This window comes from Pseudoalteromonas sp. CR1, from assembly GCF_019392235.1.
Taxonomy (GTDB): Bacteria; Pseudomonadota; Gammaproteobacteria; order Enterobacterales; family Alteromonadaceae; genus Pseudoalteromonas.
Genome location: NZ_JAHXRM010000005.1, coordinates 25,222 through 49,807, shown reverse-complemented (window position 1 = coordinate 49,807; position 24,586 = coordinate 25,222). Strand labels below are relative to the sequence as shown.

Here is a 24,586-nt window from a genome sequence, read left to right as displayed (position 1 = left end):
GGATTGACCATGCATACAGATGTAAACACATTATTTGAAAATCTTTGGCAAAATTATGTTGAAGTAACCCCGTCGGCTGATAAGATTCATTCACTGTTAGGCTCAACGCAGCAAAACGATATTATTAACGACCACATCGCACTTCGTACATTCAATATTGAAAAAGTAAACCTTGAAAAGTTAGCTGCGCACTTTTTGGCAATAGGTTACAAAGAGTGTGGTGAATACCATTTTGAAGCAAAAAAACTGTACGCTAAACACTACGAACATACTGATCCATCGCAACCTAAAGTATTTATTTCTGAACTTTTAGTAGAAAAGTGCTCACCAGCACTTCAAGCAATCGTTACTGACATGGTTGAGCAAATAGATGAGAGCGCCGTTACCGCTGATAATTTTCTATATTCAGGTACGCATTGGCAAGTGTCTACAGATACTTACAAACAACTACTTGCTGAGAGTGAATACGCTGCATGGATGTCAGCTTGGGGATACCGAGCTAACCATTTCACTGTAAACATTAATACGCTTGCTAAGTTTGATAACATTCACGATGTTAACCAAGCACTTAAGGATGCCGGCTTTACGCTTAATACATCAGGCGGTGAAGTAAAAGGCTCGCCAGAGGTGCTACTAGAGCAATCATCAACACTGGCTGATGAATACGCTGTCAGTTTTAGCGACGACGACATGCGCATTCCTAGCTGTTTTTATGAGTTTGCAATACGTTACCCTAAAGCTGATGGTGAACTTTACACAGGCTTTGTTGCAGCGTCTGCAGATAAAATATTTGAAAGCACCAACGCACGATAATTTGATGAAAACAAAAAAAGCCCTTACGGGCTTTTTTTATGCTCACTAACTTAAGCATGCAGATAAAATACCTACATCATAAAAACAAGGGTTTATAGTCGTTTTCTAGTTGCTCAAACGATAAGTCACCTATAAAGCGCCCAAAACTAAGCCATGTTGCTAACCCGCGTAAATCTTTAAAATGCGGGGGAACAAACTTAGGGCTTTCAATCACACCTAAATCATGAAGCTGAGAAATTAACCTAAAATCATCAATAGACAACTTACCGACTAATAACAACGGTAACTGATCGATGCGCCCTAACTGAATTGCCACACGTATTAAGTTATACACCAAAACAAAGCCTTTTATGTAGGCAATGTCTTTAGTAAACGGTAACCCTGTTGCTGTGCTGCCTCTAAATACACGCTGAGCTAACGTATAACTATCGTCTTTAGATACTCCTTGAGCTACGTAATCTCGGTATATATCAACAAATTCAGCACCATCAATTACTTTGGTGACCGCTTGAATTCGATTAACCAATTTCGATAAGCGCCTAGGGGTAGATTTTAAGGTAATAATTTCAGTTAATACGGCCAACCCCTCTTGTGTCACTGTTGAGCTTGGTGTGCCCTTACTCAAACACGTTAAATAAGGTTGGGCCAAACCATTTTGAGTCGTGCCCACATGAATCCACCCTTCATGTACTTCTAATATATCTAATTCACGTTGTGAGAATTTCACATCTTGGTTTAGCTTTATATTATTAGCACCTGCTGCTGCGTCGCTTACAATCCCATCGCTCAACATAACCTCTACATTTATGCCTGGCATACTGGCATTAACTTGCTCAGATAAAATTCGCACCGCGTCGCTAGCATCTATATTTTTAGGATCATCGGGTAAAATGTCAGCCATTAATAAATTTTGCAGTGGTTGCTCTAACATATTCGCTAGCTCAGAGAGTGAAGGCTCACCCGCATGAAATAAATCTTTAGGATGACCAAAAAGCTCGACTGATAAATCGTGAAATTCTGGTGTACCCCGGTACTCCAACATACTTAATACCGTTTTATATTCGCCACACATTTTACCCATATATTGAGAAATAGGGTTTAACTGACCTAACTGGTTAATAATGTTTCGGTGTAATGTTGAAAAGGCCTGGCGTAACTCACTAGGCACAAAGCCTAAATCGCGCTGTTGGTAGTATGCACGATCTATAAGGGGGTTTTTTTGACACTTTTGCCTAAAAAATTCTTCTTTGATCTGTTTATCCCAATTTATTGCATCAAGAATTCGAATAGGTGTTTGAAGTGCAATTAGTTGATCTGATAACTCACGAGTTTTAAGCAGTAACGCCTTGTCTATCATGGTGAAAGCTCGATAAAAAATGAACCATGAGCATAATTTATAAACAGTAAATCGCAAAGCATTATCAATCAATTTTATCTGTTGTTTTTATGCTGATCGACCCTCATAACAAATACGTATTGAATCTAAATTAAAGGTGCAAAATATGAAAAATGAACTCGACAACAAACAAATACTTGCCGTATATGAGCGAATTCAAAAGCGCGGAGAGATAAACGACGAAGGTAAGCATTATCAAGGCGTTACAGCGTTTTCAGATATTGATGGTTACACAATTTATTTACAAGGTAGTGGCGTGCTTTTACGCTTTGGCTTTCATAATACCTATCATCTTGATTACGAACACGATAAACATAAAGATGATTTTTTAAAAAAATTAAACAACATTGCTAATGAAGACTAATGTATCCACGAAAAGTAAGAAAGCGCAGCGACAGCAAGCTCAACAAAGCCTTTATAAACCAAGTAATAGCTGCGCTTAAGTCAGATCCATCAAAACTCACTATCATTCAAAAAAATCTTGAACAGTACAGAGACCAACGCCATCTAAAACGCGGGTTTTTACTTGCTATAGAGCGCTTTGATTGGGTTTTTGAGGCAAGCGATGATGTTAATTTTATCTGTGACCAAATATTAGCTGACGACTATATAGGAAATCGCTTGAGACGTTATCCTCTTTTATTCAAAGGTGTTGTTGGCGAACAACAATAGTAACCTTGTTTATACAAAAAAAATTTATTTGCAATTCATGTAACTAATACTAAGCGGTTTTTGTGTATTAGGTTTGAAATTAGCGTGGTTAGTAATACTTAGCCAGAGCTAAGTATCTTGTCGTGTCTTATTTAGAAACATAAGCAACACTTATCTTGAGCAGTTGCTTGCCTAAGTTATTAGTGCACTAAGTAATTGTTGAGTTTGTGCTCACTTGCTGTAAAAAAATACTATTAGTACTCTAATTATTACCACTCAAATAATTTTATTCACCTTTTATTTAAGAACAATGAGTAAAGAAATAATTACACTTTCAAATATTTAAAGCCAATCACTTAAGTCACTGTTTTAAATATAAATTAACCAAATACTACAACCTCTAGCATCCCTACCCCTTCTGTTAGTTTTATTAATAATTCATCTACATTTTAGTATCTGACTATTTACTTCGCCCTTGAATTGTTAGAGCTATTACCTTAAGCTTATCTTTATTGAACGTTCAATTAATAAAAATTATGCCTAAAGTTGGAATGGAACCGGTCAGGCGTCAACAGTTAATTGACGCAACAATTGAGTCAGTCGCGATGCGTGGGTTACAAGCAACCACCATTAACAGCATCAGTAAAAATGCAGGGTTATCGTCAGGCATTATTAGTCATTACTTTGGTGGTAAGCAGGGGTTAATAGAAGCAACTGTTCGCTATTTGCTTTCTAATCTTAAAAAAGACCTTATTGAAAAAGTTAGCCATAACACCAGCGCTACACAGCGCCTAATGTTTATTGTTGAAGCTAACTTTGCGCTTGTACAACAGCGCAGTGATACCACCAAAACTTGGTTGAGCTTTTGGGCGCAATCAATGCACGATGATGAACTTCACAGACTGCAGAATGTAAACAGTACACGCTTGCAAAGTAATTTAGCATTTTCGTTTAAGCAATTAATGCCTATTGAGCAAGCAAAACAAGCTGCTGAACTCAGCGCCGCTATGATTGATGGCCTATGGTTAAGAGCAGTACTTAGTAAATCAGACAAAAACCAGTTTAAACACAGTGAAACTTTAGCAAAAAGCTATGTAAATTCACTCATCAAGCAATATGGAGCCTAGCGTGAGCACACCAGTCTATCAAAACTTTATTAATGGCCATTTTCTTGCTAACCAAAGCGGTGAAACTTTTGATGTAACTAACCCTGCAACAGGTGAAGTTATTTACCGTGTTGAAGTTGCCGATGAATTTGTTCAAAACGCAGCGATTGAAAGCGCAAAACAAGGTTTTGCACAGTGGTCTAAAATGGCCCCTATTGAACGTAGCCGTATTTTATTAAAAGCCGTAGCAATACTTCGCGAGCGCAACGATGAACTAGCCTTGATAGAAGTGCTTGATACCGGTAAACCAATGCAAGAGGCAAACTGTGTTGATATAGAAACCGGTGCAGATGTAATCGAATACTTTGCAGGCCTAGCACCGGCGCAAGTTGGCCAACAACAAATGGTGGGCGAAGACTTTTACTACACTCGTAAAGAGCCACTAGGAATTTGTGCCGGTATTGGTGCATGGAACTACCCGCTACAAATAGCATGTTGGAAATCTGGCCCAGCCCTTGCTGCGGGCAACGCATTTATTTTTAAACCATCTGAAGAAACACCACTAGGCGCTATTAAACTGGCCGAAGTATTTGTTGAAGCAGGTGTACCTGCTGGCGTATTTAACGTTGTACAAGGTGCAGGTGACGTAGGCCAATGGTTAACCTCGCACAGTGAGATTGACAAAGTGTCGTTTACTGGTGAAGTAGGTACAGGTAAAAAAGTAGTAGCAAGTGCTGCGGGTACCTTAAAAGACGTAACAATGGAGTTAGGTGGTAAATCGCCGCTTGTTGTATTTGATGATGCAAATATAGAGCAAGCAGTAAGCGCAGCCATGCTAGGTAACTTTTATACGCAAGGCGAAATTTGCACTAACTGTACACGTATTTATGTTCATAAAAATATATATCAGCAATTTATTAATGAGCTTAAAACGCGTACAGAGCAAAATATTATTGCTGGCGATCCGCAAGATTTAAACACTAACTTTGGTGCGCTTATCTCTAAAAAGCACCAAGACTTAGTAATGAGTTATGTTAATAAAGGGATTGAAGACGGCGCAACGCTTTTAACTGGTGGTACAACGCTTTCACCAGAATCTGCCCCTAATGGCTACTTTGTTGCACCTACCGTGTTTATTGATTGCAACGATGATATGACTATCGTTAAAGAAGAAATATTTGGCCCAGTAATGAGCGTACTTGTTTTTGAAGACGAAGACGATGTTATTGCACGTGCCAATGGCACTCATCTAGGCTTAGCTGCAGGCGTATTTACGAGCGACATTAAACGCGCACACCGTGTTATTCATCAATTAGAAGCGGGTATTTGTTGGATTAATGCCTATGGTAACTCACCTGCTGAAATGCCTGTGGGTGGTTATAAGCAATCAGGTATAGGCCGTGAAAACGGAATAGAAACACTTGATCATTACACGCAAACCAAGTCTATTTATGTGGGCATGGCCGACATAGAAAGCCCGTTTTAAGGTGGTAACTATGAGTAATCATTACGACTATATTATTGTTGGTGCAGGCTCTGCGGGTTGTGTTTTAGCAAATCGCTTATCTGAAGATTCAAGCAACAAAGTGCTACTGCTTGAAACTGGCGGCAGTGATAAAAGTATTTTTATAAAAATGCCAACGGCGTTGTCTATTCCTATGAATACTGACAAGTATGCTTGGCAGTTTCACACTCAGCCAGAGCCATACTTAGACAACCGTGAAATGCATTGCCCTCGCGGTAAGGTACTCGGTGGCTCATCATCGATTAATGGCATGGTTTACGTACGCGGCCACGCAAAAGATTTTGATGAGTGGCAACAGCACGGTGCTAATGGTTGGGACTACCAATCGTGTCTACCGTATTTTCAAAAAGCGGAAAGCTTTTACCTTGGTGAAAACACATACCGAGGTGGTAAAGGTCCACTTGGCGTTAATAACGGTAACGAAATGCAAAACCCGCTGTACACCACATTTATAAAAGCCGGTGTAGAAGCAGGTTATGCTAGCACAGACGATTATAACGCATCGCAGCAAGAAGGCTTTGGCCCAATGCACATGACCGTTAAAAACGGTGTGCGCAGCTCGGCTTCTCGTGAATATTTAGACCCTGTAAAGTCACGTAATAATTTAACTGTCATTACCGGCGCACTTGCTCAAAAAGTGATTCTTGATGGTAAAAAAGCCACAGGTATTGAGTACAAAGTTAAAGGTAACGTTCAAACAGCTCACGCGGCAAAAGAGGTTGTTTTAAGTGCTGGCCCTATTGGCTCTCCGCATATATTACAGCTCTCTGGTATTGGCGATAAAGACACCCTTGAAAAAGCGGGCGTTGCAGTTAAACACCACTTACCGGGTGTGGGTCAAAACTTACAAGACCATCTTGAATTTTACTTTCAATACAAATGTAAGCAACCAATTACACTAAATGGCAAGTTGGGCCTTATTTCTAAGGGCTTAATTGGTGCTAAATGGTTCTTTACACGAAAAGGCTTAGGCGCAACTAACCACTTTGAGTCGTGTGCATTTATTCGCTCAAAGCCCGGTGTTGAATGGCCTGATATTCAGTATCACTTTTTACCAGCCGCTATGCGATACGATGGCCGTAGTGCATTTGCAGGTCATGGTTTTCAAGTTCACGTAGGTCATAACAAACCAAAAAGCCGCGGCAGCGTAACTATTCAATCAGCTAACCCTGAGCAGCCACCACAAATTTTGTTTAATTACTTACAGCATAAAGACGATATTGAAGGCTTTAGAGCCTGTGTGCGTTTAACTCGCGACATTATTGAGCAAAGTGCCTTTGACGATTACCGAGATGAAGAAATTCAACCAGGTAAACATATTCAAACAGACGAAGAAATAGATGCTTTTGTACGCCAAGCCGTAGAAAGCGCTTACCACCCTTCTTGCTCATGCAAAATGGGTGAAGATGCAATGGCCGTTGTTAACTCTAATACCCAAGTGCACGGCATTGAAGGTTTACGTGTTGTTGATTCGTCAATATTTCCGACAGTACCTAACGGTAACCTTAATGCCCCTACAATCATGGTTGCAGAAAAAGCGGCAGACATCATTTTAGGAAATGTTGCTTTACAAAAAGCAAATGCTGATGTTGCTATGACTCAAAACTGGCAAGAAACACAGCGTGCAGCAAAAATTTAATCAGCTACTTATAGAGTTAGTCTCGTCAGACTAACTCTATGAGCCTTGCAGTGGCGAACAACATAAATTGGTTATGTTGTAATAATGCAAGATTGAACAATAAAAAACGGAGTGCTTATGAATAACTCACTATTGGAGGGTACCAATGACCATTTGGCTTAATGCTGGTATTATTTTTACCCTACTTGCAATTACGATCATTTTATTAAAATGGGGTAATGTACGTGTTGTTGGTGTTACACCAGTTAAAACACTTACCTTTATCGCAATACTCTTTACCTCAGGCCTTGATGTTGGCCTTATAATGTTTCCTTTAACTGAGTTTGCAGGTTATGCAGACATAAAAGCAAGCCCAGAATACGCGTTTGCAAATCCACTGGCCATTGAGTTTGGTTATTGGGGATTTTTAATCTGGGGATTTTACTTTCTTACGTGCTTTTATTTCTGTGTAATAGAACCTAAAGTTAAATTTTTCGAAATACCTTGGGTAAAGTTCATTAATAACGTAGTTATTATTGGTACATGTGCTTTTACCGCTTACCTCTTACTTTCTAACCTTCCATGGTATTTGCCAGAAATTGGCGATGGTTCAAGTATTGTTTCTGAGTTTTACTTAATTGTATTTGCAGCAATTTGTTTTGCCGTATATTCAAGTACAGACATTAAGTACGTACGATTTTTAAGTATTGCTACTACTTGGTTATTTATAGCACTAATTGGCTTTATGTGGGCAGGTGCGTTTGTATTAGGTGACAGTGAAATGTCAGCATTCACTGATAACTTAGCCTCTATCGGCACATACTTTGCCAACATAAATGAATTTGTTTTACCGCTTAACGATTACCATGAGTTTTACTTATTTTGGTGGTTTGCTTGGAGCATTATGATTGGTCAGTTTACCTCTCGTTTTGTAGGCGGTTTAAAAACTTACCAAGTTCTAGGCGCTATGTTAATTTTCCCTTCAATACCAATTGCAATCTGGTTTAGCGTACTTTACCACTACCACGAAGCGGGTATTCCAACGCAAGGCATTAAAAACTTTGCCATGGTATTTGTAGGTATTGTGTTTGTAATTAACTCACTCGACTCGTTAGTGCGTTTATACACAGACAACTTAAACATTACTGTAAAACGCTTTGGTAAAGCGAAGTATATGATTGGAAACATACTTGCGCTTTCATTATTAACATTATTGTTTAAGCTAGAATTTTTACAAATACAGTGGGTAGGTGCATTAGTGATTGCCTTGTTCTTCCTGTGTGCTGGCTTTATTGGCTACAGTAAGTTTAAAACAGTTAAGAATATTGATAGCTCACCAAAAGCAAACAAAATTGACTACACTAAAATTGAAACACAAAGCTAGGAATTTATAATGAACAATAAACTAAAACAACTTGCAGTAGCAGTGCCATTCGCTCTTTTATCAACAACGGCAGCTGCCGACTGGTCAACAACTATTACAGCAGCATCAGATTACACGTTTAACGGTGTAAGCCAAACAGATAACGATCCTGCATTACAAGCAAGTTTGGATTATGCTTTTGATAATGGCGTGTATGCCGGTGTATGGGCGTCAAACGTAGACTTTGGTGATGATACCGATTTTGAACTAGATGGATACGTTGGTCGCTATGTACAATTAAACGATAAGTTTAGTGTTGACTACGGTATTGCATACTACACATACCAAGGTAATAACAGTGATGGAAATTACCCTGAGGTTTACACAAAATTTGGTTACGCCAGTGATTACGGCCAAACAGAGCTTAATTTTTGGTACAGCTGGGATTATTTTGGAACAAGTGCGGGCCATGTAGTTTCAATGATTGCTCATACTTATGAACTTGCACCAAATCATGCAATACGTGCAAGTTTTGATATTTCTAATTCACTTGACGGTGAAAAATGGGCGTGGGATGTAAACCAAAAGAAATCGTACAGTCACTACCGTCTTGCTTATCAAACCAGTTACGAAGGCTTTGGTATTGAAGTAGCCGCTGAGAATACTAGCCTTGATTACGACTACGCCGATGAGCGCATCGTACTAGCAATTTCAAGAACATTTGATTTATAAAGATTAATTAATTTTAACTTTGAACATTAGCGTGGCGAACCACAACTCAGGTTCGTCATACTCAAAAAGCCTCCTTATGAGGCTTTTTTATTATTTAAATACTCAATTAATGCGCTTGAGGTCAGCGGCCTTGAAAAGTAATACCCTTGTAAATGCGATACGCCTAGTTGAGTAAGCTTCTTACACTGCAAAGGTGTTTCAACCCCTTCAGCAATAACATTAAAATTAAGCGAACTTGCCATTTGCACTACTGCGTTAACAATGCTTAAGCCTCTTTCATCCTCATCTTGAACAAAACTTTTATCCACTTTTACAATATCGACACCTACATCAAGCATGCTCGATAAAGAAGAATACCCTGTACCAAAGTCATCTATTGAAATTCTTACACCCAGTTCTTGTAATGATTTAACCACATACAAAAATGTATGCTTATCGTTTGCAAATACAGATTCAGTTACTTCTAAATGAAGCTTATGGGCAGGAAAATTCAAATTCGCCAAAATATTCTTAACCTTCTTGGCAAACTCTATTTCTTTAAGCTGCATCACAGATACATTAATGCTGACTGATAAATCTGGGGAGAGTTGTTGAAAAGTAAGTGCTTGTCGGCACGCCGTTTCAAGTACCCAAAAGCCTATTTTTGAAATTAACCCATACTGCTCTGCAATTGGTATAAATTCGTCAGGAGGTATGTTTTCTCCTTTTAATTGCCAACGAATGAGCGCCTCAATCGCGTATATATCATGTGTTTTAGAGTCAATAATGGGCTGGTATACCAACGAAAAACAATTATTGGCAAGCGCGGTTAAAAGCTCTTCGCTAAGTAGGCGCTTTCTTTCTAATTCAGAACGAAGGGACTCGCTAAAAAAACTAATTTGCCCACGATTCATTCTTTTTTGGTGATACATTGCCATATCGGCATTTAAAATTAAGCTATCCAGGTCTTTACCATGCTCTGGGTAAAGTGCAATGCCTATGGTCGCCCCTACCCGTGCGCCGTGCTCTGTTTCTGGATGATCCTGTGTAATTGCATCAATAATTTCTTTAGCAAAATTGTAAGTATTTTCTTTGCATACAAAATCACTTAAAATTAAAAACTCATCGCCGCCCCAGCGGCACTTTTGCTGATTATGAGCACACACATCAGAAATACGTTTCGCTGTTCTTTTTAAAACGTTATCACCGACCTTGTGACCCATCACATCATTTATATTCTTAAACCCATCTAGGTCTATAAAAAGCAGCGCAAAAGGTGGATCTGGATAATGTTTAATTCGATTTTTTGCATCATTTAAAAATGCATTTCGATTTAATAATTGGGTCAGAGAGTCAGAATTTGACAGATGCATTATTTCTTCAGTACGCGCGTCAACTCTTAACTCCATTTTTTCAAGTAAATCGCTGTTTTGATTTTTTAAGTGTATTGCTTGCTGTGTAAATGCAGATGCTTTATTGAGAGTTAATAAATTAATTGAGCCATAGCCTATACCTAAAAAGCCAAGTACATTTTCGTAATAATGTGAAGACATTATTAACACTAATGCGTAAGGAAATAATAGGATAAATGCATAAGCAAAACAGGTCAGCTTATGTGCAGACAACACATTAGCAGAACCACCACCTAAAGCAGATAATATAATTATGATACTTGTGGCTTCTAAAGGCTCGAAAGAAGTGTGAAAATACAAAGCATAACTGGACCATACAATAGCGGTTATGACAACCCCTGATGAAAATTTTAGGAGGTCAAATTGAGTAGCACGTTTGTCTATTTTTAAAAATGTGCGGATATCTAAAAAACGAATCCCCAAAACAAACAGCATAATAAGCCACCAAGCTAGCTTATCGTTATAACTTAATAACTCGCCTTTATTAAAACTAAAAGCAATACAGGCGCTCGCAAATAAAGAAACGAGTAAACCTGAATAAGCGTTCTCGTAAAGTAATCTTACTGTATCATTAAGGTTTTCTTCGATTAGGGAGCTTCGATGCATGTTATCTAAGCCTTAACATCTCGTTTTTATTATTTATGTAACTAAAACTATGTCTTAATTAAAAAATTGTCCAGTAAACGCCCAAGTAACACATTTTTATTTAGTAATTTCCCAGGCACTAGAACCCGATGCAGATAAATTAGCGTTATTATTACGTAACACTTTATTTCCAACATTAATAGAAGACTCTGGACGACTCACTAAATAGCCTTGAACTGAGCTCACACCTAACTTTTTTACAAGCTCAAATTGGGCAATTTCTTCCACACCTTCTGCTACTATTTTTAGCCCCAACCTCTGGCCTAACTCACTAATGGTATTGAGTATGTCATTATATTTTTTACTTTTATTGGCTTGAGTTATAAACGAGCGATCAATTTTAATAACATCAATAGGTAAATCTGCTAGGGTGCTTAAAGAGCTAAATCCGGTACCAAAATCGTCTATAGCAATAGTCACACCGTCTTCTCTTAGCTTACTAAGCTCATCAATAATTCGAGTACTTGCCTGAATAAAGGTAGACTCTGTCACCTCAAGCATTAAAGACGTTGCAGGTAACCCCGTACTTTTGAGTGTTTTTGTGATCCAATCATATATATCACGGTGTTTTAACTGAATACCTGAAATATTTACCGATATTTTTACTTTACGCATACCTGCATTGTGCCAGGCAGCCATTTGCCTGCATGACTCAAGCATAATCCAATCACCCAACTCTAATATTAAATTTGACTCTTCAGCAATAGGGATAAATTCAGCAGGTGAAATCATGCCTTCAACTGGGTGGTTCCAGCGTGTGAGTGCTTCAAAATAGTCAATCATGCAATCTTCTACGTGCACGATGGGCTGAAACGATAGATAAAAGTCTTTACATGCAATGGCTAAGCGAAGCTCTTCGAGTAAATAATGATACCGGCGCATTTTGTTACCCATTTCAGGGGAATACACTTTAAAAATACCCTTGCCGTCACTTTTAGCTCGATACATTGCTACATCTGCTAACTGCAACAATGCTTGTGGTGTAGATGCGCTTTCTGGATAAGTAGCAATACCAATGCTTGCACTAATTTTTACAATTTTATTGCCAAGCACAAAATCTTTTTCAAGCTCACTAAGTACTTGTTTTGCTATGTCGACAACCTTGTCGCTTTCGTCCAACGACTCAATAAAAATAGAAAACTCATCCCCCCCTAAACGCGATAAATTTTGTTCAAGCTGATTAGCTGAGTTTATATTACTTAATTTATGGTGACGCAAAACATTAGCCAAACGTGTTGCCACTTGTACAAGTATCTCATCACCAAAGCTATGCCCAAATGAGTCGTTAACTTGCTTAAACCCATCTAAATCAATGAATAATAATGCACAGGTTAATTTCTTTTGACCTGTTTGGTTTATATGCCTACCTATATGCTCAATGTAGGCATGTCTATCGATGAGTTGGGTTAATTTATCTTGGCATATGCTTGTTTGTGTTTGTTTTACATAATTGGCTACATGCATATTTAGGGTGGTAATAGATTTACTTAAATTGCTAATACCATTAGGGTTTTGAGCAGGTTCAATATCTAAATTAAACGACTCTAAAAGTTTATTAGCCTGCTGATTAAGTTGGCTTAACTTATGTTTATGGTTTTGTTTCCTGCTTTGTTTTTTTATATACACAGCAAGCAAAAGTATGCAAGAGAAAAAAATAATGATGTTTTTAGGCGACGTTAGCACCATCAAAATGAGTACATTGGCATCAGCCGCAATAAAAGATTGTTCCGTTGTTTTAACAAGGAGTAATGTTTGAGAAGCACTGTCAATTGTATAATGGCCGCTCAGAACTGGGTTGTACCAAGGGGCAATATCTAAATTGGTGCTGCTTATATCAAATTTTTTAACGCTAAAATTAGACTGGAACAGATTGGTGCGGCTTATCTGACTCGTCAATTCAGTATTTAGGTAAAAGCAAAATAGCAAAATGAGTAAGGAAATTAATCCAACATGCTTTAATTTTTTCATGAAAAATTCCCTAACAATACTGATCCTCAATAACTAAATGTTCATTATATCTCCTATTTTCATTTGTAAGCAATTATTTATCTGATATATGTCGATATTTTGTGCGAAAAAAAGTGTAGCGATGACTGAAAAAGAGCGAGGAGTTTAGGTTTTAAGTGAGGCTAAAATATAAAACTTAAATGTGCACCCATAAGCAGACTCTATTTGACGCCTGGTTATGAGCCCATATTTACATTACCTTGTTAGATCTGCCATGCATAACTCACTTTTGTGAAAAAGGTGCGTTGGTCACGCTCAATATTTTCGAGTGTATCGTCCTGATACCCTCTATCTGAGTAACCTAAATAAAATAAAGTTTGTGCGTTAATCTTATACGAATAAACCAGTTGGCTACCATAGTCTTTATTTGTTTGGCTTACTTGATAAAAGTAAGCCTCTTTGTTTCTGTCTATATCTTCAACTTGTAAAATCAGTTTTAACATTGATCGCATGTTAAATTTATAATGCAGTCTAAAGTCGACCAAATTTGCTGTATAAACGCGATCATCCCGTGGGTTATCTAACTTGCTGTAACTGTGTCTTATATCCACTTGCCAATGATCGTTTATATCCCACACTGCTTGAGTTTGTGTATTAATTACATCGCCAAGCTCAAGATTTGTATAGTCAATACGGCTTGCATATTCTAAATAAAACGATAGATTCAAGTCTTTAGTGGGCTTAAGTGAAGTATAAAGGTAACCTATATTTTGATTGTAAAACTCATCGTAATAACTCTCTTTACGATGAATAAAGCCAATATTAAATAAAGACTGCTTTTGCCCCTTAAAACTTAAAAAGCCTTCATATTCTTCTTCAAGCAAGTCACCACTTTGCGCCCAGGTTTTATCCCAATCAGCTTCATAAGACCATGACGTAATTAAATCCAACTCATCTCGATACCACGTTTGGCCGCCACCAATCAGCACTTTTTCATAATCGACCTTGGCTTGGTATCCTAAATCGGTGCGATAATCCTCGCCAATATTTTCATAAGATGTGAAAAGTTTATAGTCTCGCTTGTCACGAGTTAATTCAATTGCATATGCCTGATCTGATTGTGTTTTAGAGAGACCATAGTTATCAACTAAAAAGTCAGAGTTTCGCGTATCAGCTGACGAAACTTGATAAAGCAATGTATCTGACTGATTAAACCAATAACTGCCATCAACTGATAACACCGTATTACGATAATTATTACTTTGTCGGTGTGTACTTGATACGCCCAACGTTCCTTGTTCACCTAAATCATATTGATAACGACCGACTGCTGCCTGTGTTTTCTCATTCAGTGAGGCAAAACCAGAACCTTGGTTTGTTGGTAATAGGATATTACTGTTTTCGTCATCAGCTAGCATAAGTGCATAGCTGTGCCCATCGGTTTTACCAGTTAGCTTTGCCCCTAACGTCGGCTCTGCAATGGTTCGAGTGTATAAAAGCTCAAACAAGCTACTTTTAAAGTAAGAGGCACCATCTAAAAAGAAAGGTCTTTTCTCTGCATAATAGATTGAGTACGTTGTGTTCACGTCAAGCTCAAGAGAATCAGTCTCTACCTGCGAAAAGTCAGGGTTAATAGTCGCATTTAACACCGCGTCTTTTGTTATTCCCCAGCGTAAATCTAAACCGGCCTCAGTGTCTATGCTACCGTTCTCCCAGTCACCAGGGAGTTGGGCTTTATCATCGTGGCGAAGTGCTGTGAGCGTTGGGGTAAGTTGAACATTTTTACTTGATGCTAATTCGCTCAAGCCCGTTAACTTATCAAACTGACACAAGCTACATTTAACATCGCGGTCAAACCCCATATTGGATATTTGATAAAGTACATCCCTAGGGTAGTTTCTCATTAATAAAAACCCCCACGTTAAATCTTTTTTATTTTCTGGAAAGCGCAGTGCTTTAAAAGGAATACGCATTTCAACTATATAGCCTTCATCGGTAATTTTGCCAGCGCTATCCCAAATTGCATTCCACGATGGATCTGACTGCCAACCATCAGTATCGCTCATGCGTAAATCGCCTTGTGCGCCTAACGGATTAACAAAAAACTCATAGCCTGAGCGTTCATCATTAAAGGTGTCTATTACAAGTATTACAGTATCGTCTTGCCAAAGGGTATCTCGGTCACGAAGTGAAGCGCGTATTTGATCTGGGTCAGGATCGTAAGCAATAAAACCAACATACAAATTTGTGCCATCTTCATACATGTACGCATCGGTTTTTACAGGAGGGGTACCTCTTTCATTAGGCTCATCTTGAACAAGCAAAGGGACATAGGTCGCTTTTTGCCAATGCGCTTCATCTAGTACGCCATCAACACTGATATTTTGATTTATTCGAGCCAGCGATACCTGCTCTTTTTTAGCAAATACACTGTAGCTATTAACTAGTAGGAAAAACGATAAAAGTAAAAACGTGAGTGGTTTTTTTATAGTTATAAAGTACTGCATAAACATCCATTTAAAACAACTTTACTCAATATGAGTAATTTCTAAACCGGAGTGTAATTTAAGCGGGTACATTTGTTAATACCTTGCAAACATAATTTCGCAAAATATTAACTAATTAATAATAAAGGATTATTTGTTCTATTCTTAGGTATCAAGTAGCTTTAGCTTATTTTCAACACCGTTCCATGTGTCAGCATCTTTAGGGGCTGTTTTTACCTGTGTAATACGAGGCCAAATAAGAGCAAGTTCTGCATTGAGTTCGGTAAATTCTTTTTGAGATTCAGGTAGTTCATCTTCTTGATAAATTGCTTCTGCTGGGCACTCTGGAACACATAGACCACAATCAATACAGTCAATCGGGCTAATAGCTAAAAAATTAGGGCCTTCAAAAAATGCATCCGCAGGACACACTGATACGCAATCGGTGTACTTACATTTTATGCAATTTTCGGTAACTACAAACGCCATAATATTTTTGTACCATAAAGCTAATTTAACAGTGGGCGATCATACCCTTTCACCTCAAAAACACAATAAATAACTGCCATATTTTGCCAATTTAACGTAGTATGTGCGCCCTTAATGTAAAGCCAATTCGTGCCCTACACTTTCTTATTGTGAGCGGAGAAACACCCGCTAAGACACCAGATAGAGATAATAATGATACGTTTAACTGAAATAAAATTGCCACTTGATCATGATGAAAATGCCATTGGCCAAGCCATTATCAACAAACTAAAAATACAACCTGCACAATTACACAGTTATAACGTATTTAAACGCGGTTACGATGCTCGTAAAAAAACAGCCATATTACTCATTTACACCCTTGATATAGAAGTTGATAACGAAGCTGAGCTTTTAGCCACATTTGCAAAAGATCAACATGTAAAAACAGCGCCCGACACATCTTATAAATTTGTAGCGCAAGCAAACGAAAATATCACCGAGCGCCCTGTCGTTATCGGATTTGGTCCATGCGGTTTGTTTGCAGGCCTAGTGCTTGCCCAAATGGGCTTTAACCCAATTATTGTTGAGCGTGGCAAAGAAGTACGAGAGCGTACCAAAGACACCTTTGGGTTTTGGCGTAAAAAAGCACTAAACACCGAATCAAATGTACAGTTTGGTGAAGGCGGCGCGGGTACATTCTCAGATGGAAAATTATACAGCCAAGTAAAAGATCCAAAACATTATGGACGAAAAGTTATTACTGAATTTGTTGAAGCCGGCGCACCTGAAGAAATTTTGTATGTAAGCAAACCTCATATTGGTACTTTTAAACTCGTCACTATGATTGAAAAAATGCGCGCTCGTATTATAGAACTTGGCGGAGAAATTCGTTTTAGCACGCGTGTAGACGATATCCACTTAGACGACGGCCAAGTAACAGGCCTTACCCTGTCTAACGGTGAACATATTGAAACACGTCACGTTGTTCTTGCTGTTGGACACAGCGCACGCGATACCTTTAAGATGATTCATGACAAAGGGATATATATTGAGGCCAAACCATTTTCAGTGGGATTTAGAATTGAGCACAAACAATCAATGATTGACGAGTGTCGTTTTGGGCCAAATGCCGGAAACCCAATTTTAGGCTCTGCCGATTATAAACTTGTGCACCATTGCAATAACGGTCGCACTGTATATAGTTTTTGCATGTGCCCTGGTGGCACTGTAGTTGCTGCAACATCTGAAGAAGGCCGTGTTGTAACCAATGGAATGAGCCAGTATTCACGCAGTGAGCGCAATGCAAATAGTGCTATTGTTGTAGGTATTTCACCTGAAAAAGATTTCCCAGGTCACCCTCTTGCGGGTATTGATTTGCAGCGCAAATTAGAAGAGCAAGCTTACAAGTTAGGCGGCGAAAACTACGATGCACCAGCCCAGCTTATCGGCGACTTTTTAAAAGGAAAATCTTCTGCTGATTTGGGCGATGTAAAGCCTTCATATACGCCCGGGATTAAGTTAACAGATCTCAGTAATGTATTGCCTGCTTTTGCAATTGAAGCGCTTCGTGAGGCTATCCCTGCTTTCAACAAACAAATACGCGGGTTTTCTACTAATGACGGATTACTAACGGGTGTAGAAACACGCACGTCATCACCCATTAGTATAAAGCGCGACAGAAGCTATCAAAGCATTAATACTAAAGGGCTTTACCCTGCAGGTGAAGGCGCAGGCTACGCTGGCGGTATATTATCAGCGGGTATTGATGGCATAAAAGCAGCCGAAGCTGTTGCGCTATCAATGCTTGAAAACACTTAAACGCTATATTTAGTTAATTATCGTAAAGCCTCACATTGTGGGGCTTTTTTGTGTTAAAAGTAACCAAACAACTATTTGCGTGCTTTTTATGATAAAAACATTACTAGGATTATTAACCTGTGTTATTGCTTTAAACACTTCAGCATACGAACTAAAAACAATAGATGAAATTCACTCGGCGTTTAAAAATAATACAATTAGTGCCCAGCAACTTACCCAACACTATATTAATCGTATTAATAAACTTAACCCTCAATTCAATGCGGTCATTAATATTGAGCCTAGTGCTATTGCGCAAGCTAAAAAAATTGATGAGCTTAGTGCTAAAGGGCTGTGGGCTGGGCCTCTTCATGGAATACCGGTACTTTTAAAAGATAACATAGAAACCAAAGGCTCATTACCAACAACAGCAGGCTCGTTAGCACTTAAAAATAATATTACTAACAATGATGCCTTTGTGGTTAAGCAGTTGCGTAATGCTGGCGCCATTATTTTAGGTAAAACTAATTTAAGTGAGTGGGCTAATTTTCGGTCGTCTTACTCATCATCAGGATGGAGTGCCGTTGGGGGGCAAACACACAATGCGCATGACATAACTCGTAATCCTTGTGGTTCGAGCTCAGGATCTGCTGTTGCCATCGCACTTAACTTTGCCCCTGTAGCCCTTGGCACAGAAACCGATGGCTCTATTACTTGCCCAGCTTCAGTGAACGGTGTTTATGCGATAAAACCAAGCATGGGCCAAGTATCGCGCTCTGGTGTGGTGCCACTTTCAAGTAGCCAAGACAGTGTTGGTCCAATGGCACACTCATTAAAAGATGCCCGCCTTGTATTATCACTTATACAAGGTCGCGATACGCTTGATACCTCAACGCATAGTTTTCAATTACAAGCATTGCCAGATGCTAAAAAGTCATCATTAGTTATTGGTGCACTACCAAGTGATAAATTTACAGTAGAAACACAGCGTTTATACCAAAATCAACTTTCAGCTCTCCAACAGGCTGGTCATAAAGTAATTAATATTGATATAACAGATGATTTAACTACGCTATTTGTCGATGAATATTATGTATTGCTTTACGACTTTAAAAAGGAAATAAACCATTACTTAGTAAATACTGCTGCCCAAGTGAAGGTAAAAAGTTTAAGTGCACTGATTGATTTTAATAAACAAAATAAGGCAGCTGAAATGCCCCATTTTGGGCAAGACATTTTAATACAAGCCAACGCTATCGACTTAACGCAAACAGACAAATACCAAAAAACTAAACAGCGTTACCGCACATTAGCCACCGCCGCCATTACTAATTTATACAAAAATAATAATGTGGATGTAGTCATTGCTCCAACCACATCGCCTGCGTGGAAAACAGACTTGGTAAATGGTGATAACTTTAAAGGCAGTAGTAGCTCTTTATCAGCAATTGCCGGCACAACTCATATTACCCTTCCCGTTGGTAAGGTAAGTGGTTTACCCGTTGGATTGTCTATTATTGCAAATAAAAACCAGCAACAGGCAGCCTATCAACATGCTCAAATAATCGACGAAGCTTTTATTTCGACCATAAAAAAACCTGAGTAAACTCAGGTTTTTTTTAATTCTTATATTAGCTGTTATTTCTTAAGTGACAGCTTTGCACCTTTTAAGCTTTTACGCACGTTAGATATACGCGAACGGTTTACTGCGCGAGCTTCACCCGTTGCCTGTCCTGATAGTTTATTAGAACGAGTACGGCGTAAATGAGCGGGTTTTTTACCTATCTTATCAATAAGTACTTCACGGTTACTTACTTCATAGCCTTCGAGATAAATACGCTTAATTTTTTGACCAATTAATGTTTCTATTTCAAATAGTGTATTTTCTTCTTCACGGCTTACAAACGATATTGCCTGACCTTGGTTACCAGCTCGGCCTGTACGACCAATACGGTGAACGTAATCTTCAGCAAGCCAAGGTAAATCAATATTAATTACACGGGGTAATCCATCAATATCAATACCTCGGGCGGCAACTTCAGTGGCCACTAGCACACGCACTTTACCTTCTTTAAATTCACGTAAAGCTCGGCGTCGGTTACCTTGTGACTTATCGCCATGGCAAACTGTTGCAGGAATACCATCAAGGTTAAGTTCTTTAACTAGCTCGTCCGCGGTGTCTTTCATATTTACAAACACAAGTACTTGTTGCCAGTTCTTTTTACCAATCAGCTCTGAAAGAAGTTCTTGCTTACGGCGCTCTTCGACTGGGTACACAACGTGCTGAACGGTACTTGCTGTACTGTTAGTTTGGTCAACACGTACAATTTCTGGTTGCTTAAGTACTTTAGAGGCAAACTGTTTAATCGCAGCTGGGAATGTAGCCGAAAACAATAAAATTTGACGATCATCTGCACAGCTTTTTATCACAGTTTGCATGTCTGTGATAAAGCCCATATCAAGCATGCGGTCAGCTTCATCTAATACTAAATGCTTTACATTCGCTAAGCTTAAGTTACCTAGGCGAATGTGATCTAATAAACGGCCCGGAGTTGCCACAACAATATCAACACCTGCTTTTAATGCGTTTTCTTGACCTGTAGTATTCACCCCACCAAATAAACTCACTACTTTTAGCGAGGTATGCTTTGCATACTCTTTGCAGTTATTGGCTATTTGCTCTGCTAATTCGCGTGTAGGCGCTAATACCAGTGCACTAGGTGCGTTGGTTGTACTTAAGTCTGACTCAATTAATTTTTGAATAACAGGTAAAGCAAACGCGGCAGTTTTGCCGGTACCAGTTTGTGCACTGGCTAAAACGTCTTTACCTTTACGAACAGCTGGAATAGCTGCGCGCTGAATGGGCGTAAGAGTGTGATAGTTAAGTTCGTCTAATGCCTGGATGATTTCAGGTGCGAAACTAAAAGATTTAAAATTCATGCTGTATAACCTACGGCCACATTATCAAGGGTCGCAAATTATACAGCAAAAATGAGCCGACAGTTAGTTTTAAACAATATTACTATTTAAATATTTTGTTTTATTAAAATTGCTTACCAATAAATCAATAGTTTCTCTCATAAAGTGTTCAGAGCCCCACTTATCGAAAATATTTACCCCATAAAATTTACAAAATATACTTATTATTAATTTTTTTAAAACGGGTTATTGTTCTTAAGCTTTCTTATGTATAGAATTCAAGCCCCATTTAAGGGACATATAAATAAGGATTTAATAATGATAAAAAGATGTTTAGCTGCAGCAGTATTAGCAAGCGCTTTCGTAGTAACACCAGCGCAAGCAGATGTTAACCCATGGCAGCAATGTGGTATTGGTGCAATGGTTTTTCCTGATAATGGCACAGCCGCTGCTATCTCAAATGTTATTTGGGATTTAGGAACAACTGCTGTTTCTTCAAATGTTTCATCTGTAGAAAGCTGTAAAGGTGCAAACGTTAAAACTGCACAATTTATAAAACAAACATTCCCAATCCTAGAGCAAGAAATTGCACAAGGTGAAGGGGAGTACATCTCAGCAATGCTAAATGTACGTGGGTGTGATAGCTCAGCTCATTCTCAAATGATCTCAACGATACGTAATGATTTTGCTCAAACATCTGTAAACGATGCTCAGGCTCTTTATACACTTGTTGAAAGCAATATTGCTAGCCAGTTCTCAGCTAACTGTTCTGCAATATAATATATAAAAGGGCTAATTTTAGCCCTTTTAGCCTTTTCTACCCCAAGCCCGTTGGGTATTTATGAAAATTTATTCTTTTATAATTTTTATCTTTTTTATTGCTTCGTTTAATCTTCAAGCATCTGCAACATTAAAACAATTAGCTCAACATCCCACGTGGTTAAGTTTAGGCCATTACAAAAAACCAGCGTTTAATGAAAGCTATATTACAAACACATCATTTTTTATATCTTCTCGCGGAGCAACAAGCCCTTTTGAAGAGCTAAAAGCAACAGTGCAAAGCTTTAACAAAGACCCACTAACACAATGTAAATATCCTGCACGATACACCTGGCTACAAAAACAAGGGTTAACATTTACGCAGCCTAAGTCCTCCTGTATTGAACTAGAACAATGGCGAGATGCGCAACCTATACATTCTATAAGCCTAATATTTGCATCTGGTTATATGAGTAATCCGGCATCACTTTATGGGCATTTGTTGTTAAAACTAAATCGGTCATCGGCCAAAAATAATAAATTACTCGATTACAGCATAAATTATGGTGCTCATGTACCGGATAACGAAAATGGTCTAGTTTATATAACAAAAGGCTTGTTTGGCGGTTATAAAGCAGGGTTTTCGGATCAATTATTTTACCGTCATCAACATAATTACGGTGAAATAGAACTCAGAGATCTTTGGGAATATAAGCTTGCCTTAAAAAATGACGATACAAAGTTTATTGCTAATCATTTATGGGAAATACTCGGTGCGCAATTCGATTACTATTTTGCTGATGAAAACTGCGCGTTTCATATTGCGCAACTAATAGAACTTGTTATAGGAGAGCAGTTAACAAATAACAGCTCGCCATGGATGATCCCGACAACTGTTTTTTCAAAGTTAAATCAGGCTACTTATAACAATAAAAAGCTGGTTCAAGAGGTACGCTTTACGCCATCTCGAAGTACTGTTTTTATTGAGTATATGAAAAAGCTGACTAGCAACGAATCAACCATTGCAGAGCAAATATACAAAACACCTGACTTTCTTGAGCAAGATGATTTCATCTCACTCAATATAAAAAGTAAAAAGCGAATTATTGAAACATTATTTGAGCTAGCCCAATTACAGCAAATAAAAAAACACAATATTGACCATATTAAAAGCTTAAAAAAAGCACTTATTAAAACGCGTTTAACGCTCCCAATTGGCAATGAAGTGCACGTTTCATCATATACCCAGCAAGCGCCTCACAAAGGACAAAAACCATCAAATATGTCTGTTTCTTCAACCCAGGTAAACAAACAACACAACTTTGGTTTGGGATTTAGACTCAGTTATTTCGACTCTTTAGCGTCAGATGTTGCTCGCATTGCGTTTTCCAATTTAGAAATGGTTGATACTGAAGTCTCAATCTTAAACTCTAATTTGTATCTAGATAAACTGCACTTACTGGATTTAGAGTCATTTTCACCAGCCTATGTTAAATGGCCAAAAGAAAATAACCTTTCATGGAAAATCAATGCTGGTTTTGAAAGGCAGAATACACTTTGCCAAAGCTGCACAAACACGTTTGTAATGGGTGGAATAGGTAAATCTTATCTGACCAATAATAATAAAACCCTGCTCTTTACGCTTGCTAACGGGTATATTGGAGATCTTGCTGCTACAGACAATATTTATGACTCATCGTTAGAACTAGGTCTAATAACAACACTATACTCAGATATTAAATTAAGAACTTCTCACGAACAATTTATATTAGGAAATGATGAGAAGTCATCAACTCAAGCTGAAATATCAATTCCTATAAATCAAAATTTTGACATTCGCGTTAGTTACAAACATTCAAACCTAACAAGCTGGAAACTTAAATTAAATTATTACTGGCAATAAAAAAGGCCAAAAGTGAAATTATTTACGCTTCACTTTTAGCCTCATACCTTAATTAAGAAAGAGTTAATACTTCATCGCTGTTAAGTAAACTAGCCTTGCCACCAACTACATCGGCTTCATTTAACTGATTAATAAGTGGCAACCCTATTTGTTGCTGCTCTTCATTTAAAGGCAAATACGGTAATCTAAATACGGGATTTACTGCGCCTGTCATCATCATTGCGGTGTTAATTGCAATCGGGTTTGGCTCGCAGAACAGCCAGTTCATTAAAGGTTGTAATGCGGTATTTAACGAATCATTTTTAGTATCCATTAATTGGCGGAACAACCCAGGAATAAGATTAGAGGTAACCGAAATAACACCGTGTGCTTTGTGTACATGGCGCGCATCGTGTGCTTCGTCATCGTTACCAGACCAACATGCAATACCTTGCTGCTCGTAGTGGGCAATACGTTCATTGCCGCCACATTCTTTTATACCAATTAGGTTAGGATGCTGTGCTAATGGCTCAATAATATCAGGCGTTAAATCTTGCCCTGTGCGCCCTGCTACGTTGTAAATAAACGCAGGGCCTATATCGAGCACGCGTTTAAAGTGCTCTTTTACACCGGCAATAGACGTACGGCCATAATATGGATTAATTTGCAGCGCTGCATGCATACCACTGGCAAAGCCGTATTTAGTGGCTTTTATTGCTTCACGTGTATTGTTACTACCTGTATTACCTACAATCAGTAGCTGATTGCCATACTTGTTTGCACTGTGCGCAATAAGCATTAAATGCTCTTCCCAGTTCATTAACTGGCCTTCGCCGGTTGTACCACCAACCACAATGCCATCTACTCCCGCTGCTATTTGTATTTCAACGAGTTCGTCGTACTTTGCTAGGTCTATTTCACCATTGGCTAGGTATGGGGTTTTAATAGCGGTAATTAAGCTTGCTTGTTTAATTTGTTCTAGGGTGCGCATAAAAATTCATTATTTATAAAACTTGCGCTATTTGTAACATACTTGCACGCATTTTTGCAGGCTTAAGCTAATAATAAACGTAAAATGGCTTGTG

Annotated in this window: 19 protein-coding genes; 12 read left to right on the top strand and 7 right to left on the bottom strand. The window is 38.4% G+C overall.

The features are described 5' to 3' along the window. The first annotated feature begins 9 nt into the window (after window positions 1-9). On the top strand, window positions 10-813 hold the full coding sequence (locus KZZ04_RS06385; protein ID WP_219422196.1) for a DUF1338 domain-containing protein: 804 nt from the start codon (window positions 10-12) through the stop codon (window positions 811-813). 76 nt (window positions 814-889) lie between these two features. On the opposite strand, the gene KZZ04_RS06380 is transcribed toward KZZ04_RS06385, so the two are convergent. After that, complete coding sequence (locus tag KZZ04_RS06380) at window positions 890-2,170, bottom strand: flavohemoglobin expression-modulating QEGLA motif protein (protein WP_138529006.1); 1,281 nt, start codon at window positions 2,168-2,170, stop codon at window positions 890-892. Window positions 2,171-2,315: 145 nt separating this feature from the next. On the opposite strand from KZZ04_RS06380, the gene KZZ04_RS06375 reads away from it, so the two are divergent. From KZZ04_RS06375 to KZZ04_RS06345, 7 genes are all read left to right on the top strand, one after another. After that, window positions 2,316-2,573, top strand: coding sequence for a DUF3081 domain-containing protein (locus tag KZZ04_RS06375; protein ID WP_058552354.1), 258 nt, complete (start codon window positions 2,316-2,318; stop codon window positions 2,571-2,573). Next, a complete protein-coding gene (locus tag KZZ04_RS06370; RefSeq protein WP_219422195.1) occupies window positions 2,573-2,881 on the top strand; it encodes a hypothetical protein in 309 nt (102 codons plus the stop codon). The genes KZZ04_RS06375 and KZZ04_RS06370 overlap by 1 nt, the downstream gene beginning before the upstream one ends. 530 nt (window positions 2,882-3,411) lie before the next feature. Further along, entirely contained in the window at window positions 3,412-3,987 is a 576-nt protein-coding gene (gene betI, locus KZZ04_RS06365; RefSeq protein ID WP_171034604.1) for a transcriptional regulator BetI, read from the top strand. A gap of 1 nt (window position 3,988) precedes the next feature. Then, window positions 3,989-5,452 carry a betaine-aldehyde dehydrogenase gene (gene betB / locus KZZ04_RS06360; RefSeq protein ID WP_219422194.1) on the top strand — a complete coding sequence of 488 codons (1,464 nt, stop codon included), beginning with the start codon at window positions 3,989-3,991 and terminating at the stop codon, window positions 5,450-5,452. A gap of 10 nt (window positions 5,453-5,462) precedes the next feature. Then, window positions 5,463-7,130 carry a choline dehydrogenase gene (gene betA / locus KZZ04_RS06355; protein ID WP_219422193.1) on the top strand — a complete coding sequence of 556 codons (1,668 nt, stop codon included), beginning with the start codon at window positions 5,463-5,465 and terminating at the stop codon, window positions 7,128-7,130. A gap of 145 nt (window positions 7,131-7,275) precedes the next feature. Then, complete coding sequence (locus tag KZZ04_RS06350) at window positions 7,276-8,493, top strand: BCCT family transporter (protein ID WP_138529012.1); 1,218 nt, start codon at window positions 7,276-7,278, stop codon at window positions 8,491-8,493. A gap of 9 nt (window positions 8,494-8,502) precedes the next feature. Further along, window positions 8,503-9,204: a TorF family putative porin gene (locus KZZ04_RS06345; protein WP_138529014.1), complete on the top strand. Its 702-nt coding sequence runs from the start codon at window positions 8,503-8,505 to the stop codon at window positions 9,202-9,204. Between the two features lie 74 nt (window positions 9,205-9,278). Here the strand turns inward: KZZ04_RS06345 and KZZ04_RS06340 are convergent, their stop codons facing one another. The 4 genes from KZZ04_RS06340 to fdxA form a co-directional block, all read right to left on the bottom strand. Next, a complete protein-coding gene (locus KZZ04_RS06340) occupies window positions 9,279-11,201 on the bottom strand; it encodes a bifunctional diguanylate cyclase/phosphodiesterase (RefSeq protein ID WP_219422192.1) in 1,923 nt (640 codons plus the stop codon). 96 nt (window positions 11,202-11,297) lie between these two features. Next, the gene (locus KZZ04_RS06335) at window positions 11,298-13,208 is read right to left on the bottom strand and encodes a bifunctional diguanylate cyclase/phosphodiesterase (RefSeq protein ID WP_219422191.1); all 1,911 of its coding nucleotides are present in this window, start codon (window positions 13,206-13,208) and stop codon (window positions 11,298-11,300) included. A 242-nt stretch (window positions 13,209-13,450) separates the two neighbouring features. Then, window positions 13,451-15,694, bottom strand: a complete 2,244-nt coding sequence (locus KZZ04_RS06330; RefSeq protein ID WP_219422190.1) for a carbohydrate binding family 9 domain-containing protein — start codon at window positions 15,692-15,694, stop codon at window positions 13,451-13,453. 144 nt (window positions 15,695-15,838) lie between these two features. After that, entirely contained in the window at window positions 15,839-16,162 is a 324-nt protein-coding gene (gene fdxA / locus KZZ04_RS06325) for a ferredoxin FdxA (RefSeq protein WP_058404191.1), read from the bottom strand. Between the two features lie 192 nt (window positions 16,163-16,354). On the opposite strand from fdxA, the gene KZZ04_RS06320 reads away from it, so the two are divergent. After that, complete coding sequence (locus KZZ04_RS06320) at window positions 16,355-17,962, top strand: NAD(P)/FAD-dependent oxidoreductase (RefSeq protein WP_219422189.1); 1,608 nt, start codon at window positions 16,355-16,357, stop codon at window positions 17,960-17,962. 88 nt (window positions 17,963-18,050) lie between these two features. Further along, window positions 18,051-19,547 carry an amidase family protein gene (locus KZZ04_RS06315; RefSeq protein WP_219422188.1) on the top strand — a complete coding sequence of 499 codons (1,497 nt, stop codon included), beginning with the start codon at window positions 18,051-18,053 and terminating at the stop codon, window positions 19,545-19,547. A 32-nt stretch (window positions 19,548-19,579) separates the two neighbouring features. Here the strand turns inward: KZZ04_RS06315 and KZZ04_RS06310 are convergent, their stop codons facing one another. Beyond that, window positions 19,580-20,881, bottom strand: coding sequence for a DEAD/DEAH box helicase (locus KZZ04_RS06310; RefSeq protein WP_058404193.1), 1,302 nt, complete (start codon window positions 20,879-20,881; stop codon window positions 19,580-19,582). Between the two features lie 297 nt (window positions 20,882-21,178). Between KZZ04_RS06310 and KZZ04_RS06305 the strand changes: the two genes are divergently transcribed. Together KZZ04_RS06305 and KZZ04_RS06300 are read left to right on the top strand one after the other, a co-directional pair. Next, entirely contained in the window at window positions 21,179-21,640 is a 462-nt protein-coding gene (locus KZZ04_RS06305; protein WP_219422187.1) for a DUF3015 family protein, read from the top strand. 61 nt (window positions 21,641-21,701) lie between these two features. Further along, window positions 21,702-23,522 carry a DUF4105 domain-containing protein gene (locus KZZ04_RS06300; RefSeq protein ID WP_219422186.1) on the top strand — a complete coding sequence of 607 codons (1,821 nt, stop codon included), beginning with the start codon at window positions 21,702-21,704 and terminating at the stop codon, window positions 23,520-23,522. A gap of 52 nt (window positions 23,523-23,574) precedes the next feature. Here the strand turns inward: KZZ04_RS06300 and dapA are convergent, their stop codons facing one another. Next, complete coding sequence (dapA, locus tag KZZ04_RS06295; RefSeq protein WP_219422185.1) at window positions 23,575-24,492, bottom strand: 4-hydroxy-tetrahydrodipicolinate synthase; 918 nt, start codon at window positions 24,490-24,492, stop codon at window positions 23,575-23,577. Between the last annotated feature and the right edge of the window lie 94 nt (window positions 24,493-24,586).

Excerpts from the sequence above, each read along its gene's own strand:
- KZZ04_RS06385 (WP_219422196.1), top strand. The coding sequence starts at position 10 with ATGCATACAGATGTAAACACATTATTTGAAAATCTTTGGCAAAATTAT.
- KZZ04_RS06380 (WP_138529006.1), bottom strand. The coding sequence starts at position 2,170 with ATGATAGACAAGGCGTTACTGCTTAAAACTCGTGAGTTATCAGATCAA.
- KZZ04_RS06375 (WP_058552354.1), top strand. The coding sequence starts at position 2,316 with ATGAAAAATGAACTCGACAACAAACAAATACTTGCCGTATATGAGCGA.
- KZZ04_RS06370 (WP_219422195.1), top strand. The coding sequence starts at position 2,573 with ATGTATCCACGAAAAGTAAGAAAGCGCAGCGACAGCAAGCTCAACAAA.
- betI (WP_171034604.1), top strand. The coding sequence starts at position 3,412 with ATGGAACCGGTCAGGCGTCAACAGTTAATTGACGCAACAATTGAGTCA.
- betA (WP_219422193.1), top strand. The coding sequence starts at position 5,463 with ATGAGTAATCATTACGACTATATTATTGTTGGTGCAGGCTCTGCGGGT.
- KZZ04_RS06350 (WP_138529012.1), top strand. The coding sequence starts at position 7,276 with ATGACCATTTGGCTTAATGCTGGTATTATTTTTACCCTACTTGCAATT.
- KZZ04_RS06345 (WP_138529014.1), top strand. The coding sequence starts at position 8,503 with ATGAACAATAAACTAAAACAACTTGCAGTAGCAGTGCCATTCGCTCTT.
- KZZ04_RS06340 (WP_219422192.1), bottom strand. The coding sequence starts at position 11,201 with ATGCATCGAAGCTCCCTAATCGAAGAAAACCTTAATGATACAGTAAGA.
- KZZ04_RS06335 (WP_219422191.1), bottom strand. The coding sequence starts at position 13,208 with ATGAAAAAATTAAAGCATGTTGGATTAATTTCCTTACTCATTTTGCTA.
- KZZ04_RS06330 (WP_219422190.1), bottom strand. The coding sequence starts at position 15,694 with ATGCAGTACTTTATAACTATAAAAAAACCACTCACGTTTTTACTTTTA.
- fdxA (WP_058404191.1), bottom strand. The coding sequence starts at position 16,162 with ATGGCGTTTGTAGTTACCGAAAATTGCATAAAATGTAAGTACACCGAT.
- KZZ04_RS06320 (WP_219422189.1), top strand. The coding sequence starts at position 16,355 with ATGATACGTTTAACTGAAATAAAATTGCCACTTGATCATGATGAAAAT.
- KZZ04_RS06315 (WP_219422188.1), top strand. The coding sequence starts at position 18,051 with ATGATAAAAACATTACTAGGATTATTAACCTGTGTTATTGCTTTAAAC.
- KZZ04_RS06310 (WP_058404193.1), bottom strand. The coding sequence starts at position 20,881 with ATGAATTTTAAATCTTTTAGTTTCGCACCTGAAATCATCCAGGCATTA.
- KZZ04_RS06305 (WP_219422187.1), top strand. The coding sequence starts at position 21,179 with ATGATAAAAAGATGTTTAGCTGCAGCAGTATTAGCAAGCGCTTTCGTA.
- KZZ04_RS06300 (WP_219422186.1), top strand. The coding sequence starts at position 21,702 with ATGAAAATTTATTCTTTTATAATTTTTATCTTTTTTATTGCTTCGTTT.
- dapA (WP_219422185.1), bottom strand. The coding sequence starts at position 24,492 with ATGCGCACCCTAGAACAAATTAAACAAGCAAGCTTAATTACCGCTATT.